General features: G+C 69.1%; 2 protein-coding genes (1 of these 2 running past the window's edge). Both read right to left on the reverse strand.

The genetic code is table 11. The annotated features are described in order from the left end of the window. On the reverse strand, positions 1–11,382 hold the full coding sequence (locus tag ACIP21_RS27050) for an amino acid adenylation domain-containing protein (protein ID WP_400694436.1): 11,382 nt from the start codon (positions 11,380–11,382) through the stop codon (positions 1–3). After that, positions 11,379–16,334: the end of a non-ribosomal peptide synthase/polyketide synthase gene (locus ACIP21_RS27055; RefSeq protein WP_400694437.1), read on the reverse strand. It continues 17,514 nt past the right edge of the window; 4,956 of the gene's 22,470 nt are visible here — the last part of the coding sequence; its start codon lies off the right edge, out of view; it ends in the stop codon at positions 11,379–11,381. The genes ACIP21_RS27050 and ACIP21_RS27055 overlap by 4 nt, the downstream gene beginning before the upstream one ends.

Raw genomic sequence — 16,334 nt, forward strand, 5'->3', positions numbered from 1 at the left:
TTATGGGGTCACCTTGGCCTGCTGCAACGCCTGGCCGTCATGCCACCAGGCTGCCAGGCTGAACACGTCCGGTACCTTGAGGATGCTGAAGTGGTCGCCCGGCCCCTGCCACAGCGCCAGCTGCGGCATCAGCGCCTGCCAGCCCGCCTGCATGGCCGCCTGCTCGCAGGCATTGGCCGGCGCATCCAGGCCCGGGTCGTCCACCAGCACCAGGCCCACCGGGCCGCTGTAGCCCAGCGCCGGTCGATACACCGTGCGCAGCGCCGTGGCGAAGGTGCGCACGGTGCCGTCGAGTACCCGCGGGGCCGAGCGCGCGGGTAGCAGCCCGATACGCACCATGGCCGCGTGCAGCTGGCGCAGCTGTTCGTCGTCACTGGCCTGGGCAAAGGCCAGCGGCTCGATGCCGAGGGCCTTGCCGGTGGACAGCTGCAACGCCTGGATCAACTTCTCCAGCGCCTCGCCGAAGGTGTACGGCCGGCCGCACGAGCCGCCTGCACCAGGCGCCTCGCTGTCGACCAAGGTCAGCGAACGCACCACCCGGCCCTTGGCCTCGAAACGCGCCGCCATGGCGTGCGCCACCCAGCCGCCGAACGAGTGCCCGACCAGGTTCAGCGGCCCTTGCGGGTAAAGCGCCTCGATCGCTTGCAGGTGATGCTCGGCAGCGGCCTCCACGGTCGCATGCGGTACCGCACTGCCATCCAGGCCCCGGGCCTGCAGGCCATAAAGCGGCCAGTCCGGCCCCAGCGCCTCGGCCAGGCCGATGAAGCTGGTGACGCTGTCGCCAGCGCCAGGTACGCAGAACACCGGCGCGTGGTCCGGCTGGCCCGTCTGGATCGCCACCAGCGGCTGGCAGGCGGCAGCTTGTCCGGTGGATTGCACCAAGCCAGCGAGCGCCTGGCTTATCGCATTGCCAAGCGCCGCCACGTGTGGCGCCTGCATCATGCTGCGGTGGTCGCCGGGCACGGCGATCTCGAGCAACGCCTGGGCCGGCAGCGCTTCGCGCCAGCCACGGCTGGCGCTGTCCTGCTCGGCACGGAACAGGTGCAGCGGCAGGTCCAGCGGCGCCAGGCGGTAGTGGGCCATGGCGTGACCATGGGCCAGTTCGCGCTCGAAATAGTGCCGCAGCTGTTCATCGTCCATGCTCGACCACAGGCCATAGAGCAGGTGCTGCTGCCGGCAACTGGCCAGCAGGCTGGCAAAATCGGCCTGCTCGCTTTCCAGACGTTGCAGCTGCGCCAACGGCGCGAGCCCGGCATCGCCCTGGGTGCGCCAGAAGCTGCTGCAATTGAGCAGCAACTGGCGCTCCAGGGCCTGCGCGCCCTGCCAGCGCGCCTTGCCCTGGTCGGCCAGGCGCGGCACATAGGTGTCGATCAGGCCGAGGAACTCGACCTGCTCGTCGGCCCCCAACAGCTGGTTGGCCATCTCCAACGCCAGCACTCCGCCGAACGACCAGCCTGCCAGGCGATACGGGCCATGGGGCTGGACCTTGCGCAGTTGCTCGACCTGATAGCGGGCCAGGCATTCCAGCGTGCGTGGCTGCGCCTGGCCGCAGGGGATGCCTGGCAGGCCATACACCGGGAAATCGCCCACCAGGTGCTGGCCGAGGACCGGGAAGTAGAAGTCCAGGCCGGTGAACTCGTGGACCAGGAACAGCGGCGCCTGATTGCCGGTTGCGCGGACGGTGACCAGGGTTTGCGCCTGGCCGACGCGGCTGGCGTCCAGATGACGCGCCAGCGTGGTCACGCTGGGTTGCTGGAACACGTCGTTGATCGCGGTGGGCAAGCCGGCCTTGGCGAGCTTGTCGACCAGGCGGATAGCCGCCAGGGAGTGGCCACCCAGCTCGAAGAAGTTGTCGTGGCGCCCTACCCGCTCGACGCCCAGCAGTTCGCACCAGAGCGCGGCCAGCAGGGTTTCGGTTTCCCCTTCCGGGGCTTCGTAGGGGCGGTCTTCGAGTGCGTCGGGTTGTGGCAGTGCCTTGCGGTCGAGCTTGCCGTTGGGGCTCAGGGGCAAGGCTTCGAGGTGCATGAACTGCGCAGGCACCATGAACTCCGGCAGGTGGGCGAGCAAGGCCGTGCGCACGGTTTCGGCGGTTTGCACTTCGCCGGTGTAGTAGGCGATCAGGCGTTGTTCGCGGGCTACCACCACGGCTTCCTTGATGCCTTCGAGGGCAGTCAGGCCGGCCTGGATTTCGCCCAGCTCGACGCGCAGGCCGCGCAGTTTCACCTGGTCATCGTTGCGGCCCAGGTATTCGATGTTGCCGTCGGCCAGATGGCGAGCCAGGTCGCCGGTGCGGTACAGCCGGCCGCCGGGGACGAACGGGTCGTCGATGAAGCGTTCGGCGGTCAGTTCGGCGCGGTTGAGGTAGCCGCGGGCGACCTGGACGCCGCCGATGTATAGCTCGCCGGCCACACCCTGGGGCACGGGTTGGCCTTGGGGGTCGAGGATGTACAGGGTGGTGTTGGCGATGGGTTTACCGATCGGGGTGTTGTCCGGGGCGGTGAGGCAGTGCCAGGCACTGACGTCTACGGCGGCTTCGGTCGGGCCGTAGAGGTTGTGCAGTTCGACTTCTGGCAACTGCTCGTGGAAGCGCCGTACCAGGCTGCCCGGCAGTGCCTCCCCACTGCACACCACCCTCTTCAGGGCTGTGGGAGCGGGTTTACCCGCGAAGAATCCAACTCGGTAGATGGCACCGGCTTCGCCGGTGTTCGCGGGTGAACCCGCTCCTACAGGGATAGTGCTCTCTGCGGAGGACAGGAACACATCCAGCATCGAGGGGACGAAGTGCAAGGTGGTGACGGCTTCGTCCTGGATGACCTGGCGCAGGTATTCCGGATCGCGGTGGCCGCCAGGGCGGGCCATGACCAGGCGTGCGCCGGTCTGCAACGGCCAGAGGAATTCCCACACCGACACGTCGAAGCTGAACGGGGTCTTCTGCAACACCACATCGTCCGCGCCCAGCTCGTAGGCGTCCTGCATCCACAGCAGGCGGTTCACCACACCCGCATGTTCGTTCATCACGCCCTTCGGCAGGCCGGTCGAACCCGAGGTGTAGATGACGTAAGCGAGGTGGCGTGGGGTCAGCCCCGCAACCACCGGGTTGCTTGCCGGCTGATCGTTCCAGACCGGCTGATCCAGATCGATCACCTCGCCCTCCGGCACATGGCGGGTAGCCGCATGCACAAGCACCGCCACCGGCGCGCTGTCGGTGAGCATATGACGCACCCGCTCGGCCGGGTAATCCGGATCGACCGGCACATAGGCCCCCCCGGCCTTGAGAATGGCCAGCAAGCCAACCACCATCGACAACCCGCGCTCGACACAGATCGCCACGCGATCATCGGGTTTGACGCCCAAGCCGATCAGGTAATGCGCCAGGCGGTTGGCCTGCTCGTTGAGCTGGCGATAGCTCAACGAACCTTCTTCGGCCCGAACCGCAACGGCCTCGGGCGTGCGCAACACTTGCGCCTCGATCAAGCCATGCAAGGTCTGCTCAAGGTCGTAATCCACCGCCGTATCGTTGAACGCCAGCAGCAGCCGGCTGCGCTCACTGGCATCCAGCAACGCCGTAAGCGCGGGCACGGCCTGCGCGCCTTCGGCAAAGGTCCACAGCAACTGTTCCAGATACCCCACGTAACGCTCGACCGTAGCCCGCTCGAACAGCGCCGTGGCGTACACCATGCCCCCACTGAAGCCTTCGGCGCTCTCGCCCAGGCACAGGCTCAGGTCGAACTTGGCGATGCTCGCCTGCCCGCCCACCGCCGTCACCTGCAGCGCCCCCAGTTGCAACGCCTGGCGCTCGGGGTTGGCGTCCCAGTCCAGCGACACCTGGTACAGCGGTGTATGGGCCAGGCTGCGCGACGGGCGCAGCGCTTCGACCACCTGCTCGAACGGCAGGTCCTGGTGCGCCTGGGCCGCCAGCACGGTGGCCTTGACCCGGCTGAGCAGCGTGGCCACGTCCGGCGCACCCGAGGTGTCCAGGCGCAGGGCAATGGAATTGACGAACATGCCGATCAGGCCATCGACCTCGGCCTGGCGACGGTTGGCCAGCGGCGAGCCGATCACCACCTCGTCCTGCCCGGCCAGCCGCGTCAGCAGCACCGCCCAGGCGGCCATGAACAGCATGTACGGGGTCACGCCCTGGGCCCGACACATGGCCTTGAGTTCGGCACTCAGGCGTGGATCGAAAGCGATCGCCACGCTGTCACCGGCATACTGCTGACGCTCCGGCCGTGGCCGGTCCCAGGGCAGGCTGACCAGGGTCGGCGCCCCGGCCAATTGGTCACGCCAGTAATCTGCCTGGCGCTGCAAGGCCTCGGCGCTCAGCCAGCGGCGCTGCCACAGGGCATAGTCCAGGTACTGCACCGGCAACGCCGGCAACGGGTCTTCAGCGTCGTTGGCGAAGGCCGGGTACAGGGCGCCCAGCTCGCGCACCAGCACGCCCAGCGACCAGCCATCGGCCACCAGGTGGTGCACGGTCAGCAGCAGCAGGTGCTGGTGCTGCCCGCGCTGCAGCAGGCGGCCACGGATCGGCAAGTCATGGTTCAGGGCAAAGGGTTGCCGGGCCTCCTGTGCGATCAGCCGTTCCAGCGCGGGCTCGTCCAGATCGCCCACGGCCTCTACCGCAAACTGGAAGCCCCGGGCATCGGCTGCCAGCAGCACCCGCGGTTCGCCGTCCTGCTCGACGAAATGGCTGCGCAGGCTCTCGTGACGCTCGATGATGCGGCGCAGGGCGCGCTCCAGTGCCAGTGCATCCAGCGCGCCCTGCAGGTGCAGGCCGATGGGAATGTGGTAGGCGGCGCTGCCTTCGGCCAGCTGTGCCAGGAACCACAGGCGCTGCTGGGCGAACGACAACGGCAGGCTGCCCAGTCGAGGGCCGGGCTGGATCGCCGGCAATGCGCGCTCGGCATGGCTGCCCAGGCTCGCCGCGACCGCCGCCAGGCTGTCGTCGGCGAACAGTTCGGCCAGCTCCAGCTCCAGCCCCAGGCGCTGACGCACCTGGGCCAGCATGCGCATGGCCAGCAGCGAATGGCCGCCGAGCTCGAAGAAGCGGTCGTGGCGGCCGACCTGGTGCAGGTGCAGCAGCTCGCCCCAGAGTTCGGCCAGCACTTGCTCGCGCCGGCCTTGCGGCGCCTCGAAGGCCACGGCGGTAAAGTCCTGCGGCCCCGGCGGCGGCAGCGCCTGGCGGTCGACCTTGCCGTTGTGGTTCAGCGGCATGCGCGCCAGCGCCACGTAGGCGCCGGGCAGCATGTAGTCGGGCAGGCGCCCGCGCAGGAAGCCACGCACGCTGCCGGCATCGAGCCCAGCCTGCTGGCAGCTGAACCAGGCCACCAGGCGCAACGGCCCCTGCCCGTCCGCCAGGGCCATCACCACTGCCTCGCCGACGCCCGGGCACTGCGCCAGTTGCTGCTCGATCTCCCCCAGTTCGATGCGGAAGCCGCGAATCTTCACCTGGTCATCGTTGCGCCCCAGGCACTCCAGCTGGCCATCGGCCTGCCAGCGCACCAGGTCGCCGGTGCGGTACAGGCGCTCGCCACTGGCGAACGGGCTGTCGACGAAGCGCTCGGCAGTCAGCTCGGGGCGGTTGAGGTAACCCAGGGCCACGCCGTCGCCGCCGATGTACAACTCGCCGACCACGCCACGCGGGACCAGCTGACGATGGGCATCGAGCACATACACCCGGGTATTGCCGATGGGCCGGCCGATGGGCACGTGCAGGGCATCGCTCGCCAGCTCGCGCACCGTGCAAGTGCTGGCGAAGGTGGTGGTCTCGGTCGGGCCGTAGCCATTGACCAGGCGCAGCCGCGGCGCCCGCGCGAGCATGGCGCGGAAGGCCGCAGGCTCGGCCCGTTCGCCCCCGCTCATGAGAATGCGCAGGCCCGCCAGCGCCTCGGGGATCAACTGCACGTACTGGTTGAACAGCGCGGTGGTCAGGAACAGCACGCTGATGCCCTCGTCCACCAACGCCGCCGCGAAGCGTTGCGGATCGACCAGGGTGGCGTGGTCGATCACCCGCACCTGGGCGCCGTTGAGCAGCGCACCCCAGACGTCCAGGGTGCTGGCATCGAAGGCCGGGTTGGAAGCAAAGGCGACACGGTCGCCGGCCTCGAAATCGGCAAAGCCGTTGTTCAGCACCAGGCGCGCGATGCCCCTGTGCGGCACGCATACACCCTTGGGCTTGCCGGTGGTGCCGGAGGTGTACATCACGTAGGCCGCGCTGCCGGCGTCCGGCTCCAGGCAGGGGTTGTGCGTCGGCTGGTCGCCCAGCGAAAGTCGGTCGATGTCGATACGCCGCACCGGGAAGTCGGCCTCGCTGTCACCCAGCGTCAGCAAGGCGGCGGCCTGGCAATCCTCGACCATGAACCCTTGGCGCTCGGCCGGCGCATGGATGTCCAGCGGCACATACACGGCCGCGCACTTGAGCACCGCCAACTGCGCGACCAGCAGCGCCAGCGAGCGCGGCAGCAGGATCGCCACGCAATCGCCGGGGTTCACGCCTGCGGCCAGCAGGTGATGGGCCAGGTGGTTGGCCTGCTGGTTGAGCTCGCCGTAACTCAGGGCCTGCTGGCCTTCCACGGCCGCCAGGGCGAGCGGATGACGGGCGACGCGCTGCTCGAACAGGCGGGCAATGCTCTCCTCGCGCGGGTAATCGTTGCCCGTGGCATTGAAGGCGTGCAGCAACATCTGGCGCTCGTCCGCGCCGACCAGGTCGACCTGTTCCAGCAGCGCCTGGTCATTGCCGACCATGGCCCACAGCAGGGCCTCGAAGTAACCGAGGTAGCGGCGCACGGTCGCCTCGTCGAACAGCGCCGTGGCGTAGTCGAGGCTGCCGGCCAGCCGGTCGCCGTGCTCGCCGAGGTTCAGGGTCAGGTCGAACTTGGCCACCTGCCCGGCCTGGGCCACGGCTTCCAGCTGCAAGCCTTGCAACTGCAAGGCGGCGCCCTGGGTGGCCTGCCAGTTGAGGGTGGCCTGGAACAGCGGCGTATGGCCCAGGCTGCGGGCAGGCCGCACGATCTCGACCACTTGCTCGAAGGGCAGGTCCTGGTGCGCCTGGGCGTTCAGCACCTGCGCCTTGACCTGGCGCAGCAAGGCCTCGGTGGTCGCCGCGCTGGCGCTGTCGATGCGGATGGCCAGGGTGTTGACGAACAGGCCGGCCAGCGCTTCGAGCTCGGCGTGGCCACGCCCGGCCACCGGGCAACCGATGACCACCTCCGCCTGCCCGCAAAGCCGGCCCAGCAACGCCGCCCAGGCGCCCAGCACGGTCATGTACAGGGTCACCCCATGGCGCTGGGCCAGGGTGCGCAGGCCGGCGGCAAGGCGCGGGTCCAGCGCCAATGCCAGGCTGGCCCCGGCAAAATCCTGGCGCTCGGGCCGTGGCCGGTCGCAGGGCAGCTTGAGCAGGCTCGGCGCGCCGTCCAGCGCCTGGCGCCAGTAGTCGGCCTGGCGCTGCAACTGCTCGCCCGCCAGCCAGCGGCGCTGCCAGACCGCGTAGTCACCATACTGGATGGGCAACGCCGGCAGCGGGTCTTCCAGGCCCTGGCACAGCGCCGGGTACAGGGCACCGAGTTCCTGCGTGAGCACGCCCAGCGACCAACCGTCGGCAACGATGTGGTGCACGGTCAGGGCCAGCACGTGATGGTCGGTGCCCAGGCGCAACAAGCGCGCCCGCAGCAGCGGCCCGTGGGCCAGGTCGAACGGCGCGCCGGCAGCATCACGCAGCCTGCCCGCCAGGGCCTCGGGGTGGAGATCCTCGCGCTGGAACCAGCCATCCCCCGGTGTGCTGGCGATGATCACCTCGGCACTGTCGTCGCGCGGCACGAAACGGCTGCGCAGGGTTTCGTGGCGCTCGACGATGCGCAGCAACGCGCATTCCAGCGCATCGTCATCCAGCGGCCCGCGCAGGCCCAGGGCCAAGGGCACGTTGTAGGCCTGGTTGCCGCCCTCCATCTGGGCCAGGAACCACAGCCGCTGCTGGGCGAACGACATCGGCAACGGCTGTTCGCGCGGCACCGGCAGGATCGCCGGCAAGGCGCTGCGCCCGGCGCCGGCCAGGACTTCGGCCACCGCCGCCAGTTCGGCATTGGCGAACAGCTCGGCCAGGGTCAGTTCCACGCCCAGGCGCAGGCGCACCTGGGACACCATGCGCATGGCCAGCAGCGAATGGCCGCCGAGGCTGAAGAAGTGGTCGCGTCGGCCCACCCGCTCGACCTGCAAGAGTTCCGACCAGATCAGCGCCAGGGCAGCTTCCAGTTCGCCCTGCGGGGCTTCGTAGCCTTGCTCGAACAGCGCCGAACGTTCGGGTCTGGGCAGCGCGCGGCGGTCGAGCTTGCCGTTGGCGGTCAGCGGCAGCACCGGCAACTGCACGAACGCCACCGGCACCATGTACTCCGGCAGGCACGCCTGCAGTTGCGCCCGCAGCCCCTCGGGCGAGGCCGCCTCGACCTCGGCCTGGGGCGTGAAGTAGGCGACCAGGCGCGGTTGGCCGGGCTGGTCTTCGCGGGCCAGCACCACCGCCTCGTTGATCCCCGGCAGGCGGGCCAGGCGGTTTTCGATTTCGCCCAGCTCGATGCGCACGCCGCGGATCTTCACCTGGTCGTCGTTGCGCCCCAGGTAATCGAGGGTGCCGTCGGCCAGCCAGCGCACCAGGTCGCCGCTGCGGTACATGCGCCCGCCCGTGGCGAAGGGGTCGTCGAGGAAACGTTCGGCGGTCAGTTCGGGGCGGTTCAGGTAGCCTCGGGCAACCCCGGCGCCGCCGATGTACAGCTCGCCGGGCACGCCCAGCGGCACCGGCTGGCGCTGCGGGTCGAGCACGTACAGGCGGGCGTTGTCCAGCGGCCGGCCGATGTGCAGCACCGCGCCCGCCTCGACCACGCCGGAGCTGGCGACCACGGTGGTCTCGGTCGGGCCATAGTTGTTGACCACGGCAAAGCGTTGGCTGCGGTTGAACTGGCGCAGGCGGTCGCCGCCGATCAGCAAGGTGCGCAGGGTCGGGTGTTCGAGTTGCTGGCTGAAGGCGTATTCGGCCACCGGCGTGGGCAGGAAGCTGACGTCCAGCGGTTGGCTGCGCCACCAGGCGAGCATGGCATCGAGGTCTTCGTTGCCGTGCGCCGGTGGCGCCAGGTGCAGCGTGGCCCCCGCGCACAGCGCCGGCCAGACCTCCCAGGCCATGGCGTCGAAGCCGAAACCGGCCAGGCACGAGGTGTGGCGGCCGTGGCACAGGTCGAAGGTGCGGCAGTGCCAGTCCACCAGGTTGTTGACCGTGCGGTGCTCGACCATCACGCCCTTGGGCTGGCCGGTGGAGCCGGAGGTGTAGATGACGTAGGCCAGGTGGCTTGCGTTCAGCCCGGGCACCACCGGGCTGTGCGTGCGGGTGGGCCAGTCCGGCCGGTCGAGCAGCAGCACCGGCACCTCGACCGCCCCCAGACGGTGGCGCAGCGCCTGCTGGGTCAGCACCACCACCGGCGCGCTGTCACCCAGCAGGTAGTGTACCCGCTCATCCGGATGCGCCGGGTCGACCGGCACGTAGCCGGCACCGGCCTTGAGCACGGCCAGCAGGCCGACCAGCGTCTCCAGGCTGCGGCGGGCGACCAGTGCCACGCGGTCGTCGGGGCGTACGCCCAGTTCGATCAACCGCTGCGCCAGCGCGTTGGCCTGCTGGTCGAGTTCGCCGTAGCTCAAGCTGTGCTCGCCACAGCTGGCGGCGATGCTGCCTGGGTGAGCGTGCGCCTGCCGTTCGATGCGTTGATGCAGCGTCAGCCTGGCCTCGAAGCTGGCCGGATAGTCATTGAACCCCTCCAGCAGCGTCTGGCGCTCGCCATCCGGCAGCATCGGCAACCCCAGCACCTGGGCCTGCGGGGTTTGCAGCAGGTTTTCCAGGGTCTGTTGCAGATAGGCGCAGACGCGCTCGGCCGGCACCTGGGCACTGGCCAGCAGGGTCAGGCGGAAGGCTTCGCCCAGGTCGTCGACGCTCAGGGTCAGCGGGTAGTTGGTGGCCTCGGCGGAGTCGACGATATCGATGCCCGCCAGCGCTGCCCGGCGCGGCTCGGCGGCCGCCAGCGCACTGTGGCGATAATTGAGCAGCGCGTTGAACAGCGGCGCCGGGGCCGCCACCCCGCTGCAACGCTGGGCCAGGGCCAGCGGCGCGTGCTCGTGGCGCATCAGCGCGCTGAGCCGCTGGTGGGTGGCGCGGATCGCCGTCGGCAGGTCACAGCCGGCCAGGTCCACCCGCAGCGGCAAGGTGTTGATGAAGATACCCAGCGCCCGATCGGTGGCCTCGGCGCCGAGCAGGCGGCCCATCAGCACCGTGCCGAACACCACCTGATCGCGCCCGGTCAGGCCGCCCAACACCCGTCCCCAGGCCAGGTGGAACAGGCTAGCGACACTGACGCCGAGACTACGGGCATGGGCACGCAGGCGCTGGCACAGTGCCAATGGCAGGTCGAGCGCGTGCTCGTTGTGGGGCTCGCCATCGCCCTGCACGTCCTGGATGTCGTAGGCCAGGGTCGACGCATCGATATCACCGAGCATCTCGCGGAAGAACGCTTCGTGCTGCGCTTCGCTGATGCCGAGCACCGCCTGCGCCACGTAATTGCGAAACGGCACGGGCGCGCCCAACTGCTCGCCCTGGCCGCTGAGGAAGGCGATCAGTTCCTGGCGCACCACGTCCAGCGCGCTGTGGTCCATGGCGATATGGTGGAACTGCAAGGTGGCGCTGAGCCTGCCGTCGGCCTCGGGGGCCTCGCGCAGCAGGCGGATCAGGGGTGCCTGGGTCAAATCGAGCCAGCTGCGCGCCGGGTCTTCCTGCGGCAGGTCGAGCACAAGCAGTTCGGCCTCGCGCCAGACCACCTGCAACGGCGTTTCCAGCCCCTCCCAGTGCACCGATGTGCGCAGGATGTCGTGGCGCGCCACCACCCCGCGCAGGGCATCGGCAAACGCCTGCAGGCGCGCCTCGCTGGCGAACACGAAGCGCGCCTGCATCACGTAGGGGTCGTGGCCGGTGGCGCTGGCGTGGTGGAACAGCATGCCCTGCTGCAACGGCGCCAGGGGGTAGATGTCCTGCACATTGGCGGCGCCACCGGGGATCTCGGCGATCAGGCGGTCCAGGGTGCCCTGTTGCAGTTCGACGAGATTGACCAGATCCGGGGTGATTCGCCTGCAGCCGGGGGCGATCAGGTTGCCCGGCACCTGCACCGCGCCCTGCCTCACAGCCACATACTCGCCGCTTTCCAGCAGCGCGATCAGCGCCGGCTTGTGCTCGCGCAGGCGTGCCACCAGGGCCGGGTCGGTCAGGGCCTTGCGGTTGCCCTGGACCACCAGCTGGCCATCCTTGAGCGCGAGCTGGACATTGTTGGCGACAAGCGTCGCCAGGAGTTGATTGATGCTCACAGGACGATCTCCATGCTGTCTGTGATGGCTGCGTAGCCGGCCAGGGTCGGTTGTTCGAACAGTGCGCGCACGTCGGCGTCCAGGCCTTGTTCGCGCAGTCGGGAGGTCAGGGTCACGGCCAACAGTGAATGGCCGCCCAGCGCGAAGAAGTTGTCGTGGCGCCCTACCCGCTCGACGCCCAGCAGCTCGCACCAGAGCGCGGCCAGCAGGGTTTCGGTTTCGCCTTCCGGGGCTTCGTAGGGGCGGTCTTCGAGTGCGTCGGGTTGCGGCAGTGCCTTGCGGTCGAGCTTGCCGTTGGGGCTCAGGGGCAAGGCTTCGAGGTGCATGAACTGCGCAGGCACCATGAACTCCGGCAGGTGGGCGAGCAAGGCCGTGCGCAGGGTCTCCACGGCTTGCGCTTCGCCGGTGTAGTAGGCGATCAGGCGCTGGTCGCGGGCGACCACCACGGCTTCCTTGATGCCTTCGATGGCCGTCAGGCCGGCCTGGATTTCCCCCAGCTCGACGCGCAGACCGCGCAGTTTCACCTGGTCGTCGTTGCGGCCCAGGTATTCGATGTTGCCGTCGGCCAGATGACGGGCCAGGTCGCCGGTGCGGTACAGGCGGCCGCCGGGGACGAACGGGTCGTCGATGAAGCGTTCGGCGGTCAGTTCGGCGCGGTTGAGGTAGCCGCGGGCGACCTGGACGCCACCGATGTACAGCTCGCCGGCCACACCCGGGGGCACAGGTTGGCCGTGGGGGTCGAGGATGTACAGGGTGGTGTTGGCGATGGGGTGGCCGATCGGGGTGTTGTCCGGAGCGGTAAGGCAGTGCCAGGCGCTGACGTCCACGGCGGCTTCGGTCGGGCCGTAGAGGTTGTGCAGTTCGACTTCTGGCAACTGCTCGTGGAAGCGCCGTACTAGGCTCCCCGGCAAAGCCTCCCCACTGCACACCACCCTCTTGAGGGCTTGCGCCGTACCTGTGGGAGCGGGTTTACCCGCGAACACCGGCGAAGCCGGTGCCATACACCGAGTTGGATTCTTCGCGGGTGAACCCGCTCCTACAGGGGTAGTGCTCTCTGCGGAGGACAGGAACACATCCAGCATCGACGGGACGAAGTGCAAGGTGGTGACGGCTTCGTCCTGGATGACCTGGCGCAGGTATTCCGGATCGCGGTGGCCTCCGGGGCGGGCCATGACCAGGCGTGCGCCGGTCTGCAACGGCCAGAGGAATTCCCACACCGAGACATCGAAACTGAACGGGGTCTTCTGCAACACCACATCGTCGGCGCCCAGCTTGTAGGCGTCCTGCATCCACAACAGGCGGTTCACCACGCCCGCATGTTCGTTCATCACGCCCTTCGGCAGGCCGGTCGAGCCCGAGGTGTAGATGACGTAAGCGAGGTGGCGTGGGGTCAGCCCCGCAACCACCGGGTTGCTCGAAAGCTGATCGTTCCAGACCGGCTGATCCAGATCGATCACCTCGCCCTCCGGTACATGACGGGTAGCCGCATGCACAAGCACCGCCACCGGCGCGCTGTCGGTGAGCATATGACGCACCCGCTCGACCGGGTAATCCGGATCGACCGGCACATAGGCGCCCCCGGCCTTGAGGATGGCCAGCAAGCCAACCACCATCGACAGCCCACGCTCGACACAGATCGCCACGCGATCATCGGGTTTGACGCCCAAGCCGATCAGGTGATGCGCCAGGCGGTTGGCCTGCTCGTTGAGCTGGCGATAGCTCAACGAACCTTCTTCGGCCCGAACCGCAACGGCCTCGGGCGTGCGCAACACTTGCGCCTCGATCAAGCCATGCAAGGTCTGCTCAAGGTCGTAATCCACCGCCGTGTCGTTGAAGTCCACCAGCACCCGCTGGCGTTCCTCGTCTTGCAGCACCGGCAGCCGCTGCAACAGCAGCTCCGGCTCATGCTCCAGCGCCGCAACCATGGCTTCCAGCACCCGCTGCATCTGCCCACAGATGCGCGCCGCGCCAACTTCGGCCGAGGTCATGGCGACCAGGCGGAAGCCCTGTCCCGTGTCGTCGACGTTGAGGCCCAGCGGGTAGTTGCTGCGCTCTTGGCTTTCTAGAGTTTCGATACCTTCGGTCGCTTGTTTCTGGCTGGCCGTAGCCTGGCGGCTGTGGCGATAGTTGAGCATGGCGTTGAACAGCGGTAGCGGCGCGGCCACGCCGCTGCAGCGCTGGGCCAGGGCCAGGGAGGCGTGTTCATGGGCCAGCAGCGCGCTGAGGCGCTGGTGGGTGGCATGGGCCGCCTCCCGCAGGCCCACATCGCCCAGGTCGACCCGCAGCGGCAAGGTGTTGATGAACATCCCCAGCGCCCGCTCGGCGCCCTCGCCGCCTTGCAGGCGGCCCAGCAGCACGGTGCCGAACACCACGCGGTCCTGGCCGCTGGCGGCGCCCAGCAGGCGTGCCCAGGCCAGGTGGAACAGGCTGGCGACACTGATGCCCAGTTGCCGGCCTTGCTGGCGCAGGCGCTGGGCCAGGTCGTCGCGCAGCCACAGCTGGGCCTCTTCGATGTCGCGGCCATCGCCCTGCACATCGCTGAGGCCGAACGGCAGGGTCGGCGCGTCGATGTCGGCCAGTTGCGTGCGGAAGAACGCTTCGTGCTCAGCCTGGCTGATGCCCAGCCGCGCCTGGGCCACATAGTTGCGGTAAGGCACCGGGGCGTGGGCGGGTTCGGCGTTGCCTTGCAGGTAGCCGATCAGTTCCTCGGCGACCACCTCCATGGCGGTGTGGTCGAGGATGATGTGGTGGAATTGCAGGGTGGCTTCGATGGGACCATCGGACTCGGTGTAGAGCAGGCGGATCAGGGAGGCCTGGCTCAGGTCGAAACCGGTGTCGGCTTCATCGCGAGCAAGCTCGCTCCTACGAACCGAAGGGACCGTGCGCAGGACCACCTGAACCGGTTGCGGCAGGCCGTCCCAGAGCACGGCGGTGCGCAGCACGTCGTGGCGGGCGATGACCTTGTCCAGTGCGGCGGCGAAGTGCTCGAGCTGTTCGCGGCTGGCGAAGGCGAAGCGCGATTGCAGCACGTACGGGTCGTGCTCGGCGGCGCTCAGGTGGTGGTAGAGAATGCCCTCCTGCAGCGGCGCCAGCGGGTAGATGTCCTGCACGTTGGCGGCGCCGCCCGGCACCCGGGCGACGATGCGCTCGATGGTGGCCTGGTCCAGCGCCAGCAGCGGCAGCATGGCCGGAGTGATGTGCTGGCAACCGGCCGGGATCAGGTTGGCCGGGACTTCGACCGTGCGCGCCTGGCCCAGGGTGGCCGCCAGGGCGGCAATGGTCGGTTGGCCAAACAGCGTGCGTACGTCGACCTGCAGCCCTTCGCGGCGCAGGCGCGCGGTCAGGTTCACCGCCAGCAGCGAATGGCCGCCCAGTTCGAAGAAGTTGTCGTGCCGGCCCACCTGCCGCACGCCCAGCATCTGCGACCAGGCCTGGGCCAGCGCGGTTTCCACCGGGCCTTGCGGCGCCTCGTAGGCGTGGCCGGCGAGCTGCGCCGGGTCCGGGTCTGGCAGGGCCTTGCGGTCGAGCTTGCCATGGCTGGTCAGTGGCAAGGCCGCCAGGCGGATGAACGCCAGCGGCACCAGGTGCGCCGGCAGGCTGGCCTGCAACGCCGCGCGCAGCGTTTCGACGGCCACTGCGGCGGCCGCGGTGAACCAGGCCAGCAGGCGCTCGCCACGCACCAGCACCACCGCATCGGCAACCCCCGGCTGCGCGGCCAGCACCGCCTCGATTTCACCCAGCTCGACGCGCACGCCGCGGATCTTCACCTGGTCATCGTTGCGGCCCAGGTAGTCGAGGGTGCCGTCGGCGTTCCAGCGCACCAGATCGCCGCTGCGGTACATCCGGCCCCCGGCGGTGAACGGGTCGTCGAGGAAGCGCTCTTCGGTCAGTTCCGCACGGTTCAGGTAACCGCGGGCAACGCCTGCGCCGCCGATGTACAGCTCGCCCACCGCGCCCACCGGCACCGGCTGGCGACGCTCGTCGAGCACGTACACGCGGCTGTTGGCGATGGGCTTGCCGATGTGCAGCTCGCCGCCCGGCTGCAACCGGCCGGACGTGGCGACCACGGTCGTTTCGGTGGGGCCGTAGTTGTTGACCAGGGCAAAGCCCGGGTCGCGCTCGAACTGGCGCAGGCGGTCGCCGCCGACCAGCAAGGTGCGCAGGGTCGGGTGCTGGCGTTCACGGCGCAGGGCCTGCTCGGCCACGGGCGTGGGCAGGAAGCTGACCTGCAGCGGCTGTTCCAGCCACCAGTCGAGCAGCTCGTCGACGTGCTCGCCGCCAATGCGTGCCGACGGCAGGTGCAGCACCGCGCCGGCGCACAGCGCTGGCCACAGTTCCCAGGCCACGGCGTCGAAACCGAAGCCGGCCACGCTGCTGGTGTGGCTGCCGGCGCCCAGGGCGAAGGCCTCGCAATGCCAGTGCACCAGGTTGGCCAAGGTGGCGTGCTCGACCATCACCCCTTTGGGCTGGCCGGTGGAGCCGGAGGTGTAGATCACATAGGCCAGCTGACGTGCATCCAGCCCCGCGACCTGCGGGTTGGCGTCGGCTTGCACCTGCCAGTCGTCACGCTGCAGTTCCACCCGCGGCGTATCGCCAACCAAAGCTTGCGTGCTGGCGTCGGTCAGTACTGTTGCTGGGGCACTGTCGTGCAGCAGGTAGGCAATGCGTTCGGCCGGATAGGCCGGGTCCACCGGCACATAGGCAGCGCCGGCCTTGAGCACGGCCAGCAGCGCGACCACACGTTCCAGGCGGCGCGGCAGGCACACCGCCACCCGATCGCCGACCTGCACGCCACGGGCGATCAGGTGATGGGCCAGGCGGTTGGCGCTGCGGTTGAGTTCGCCGTAGCTGAGCACCTGGCCATCCTGCACCAGCGCCGCCGCTTGCGGCGCGCGGGCGGCCTGGGCTTCGACCAGGGCGTGCACGGTCGGCCCTTGCGAGTAGTCGCGGCC

The organism is Pseudomonas sp. NPDC089401 (assembly GCF_044749485.1).
Taxonomy (GTDB): Bacteria; Pseudomonadota; Gammaproteobacteria; order Pseudomonadales; family Pseudomonadaceae; genus Aquipseudomonas.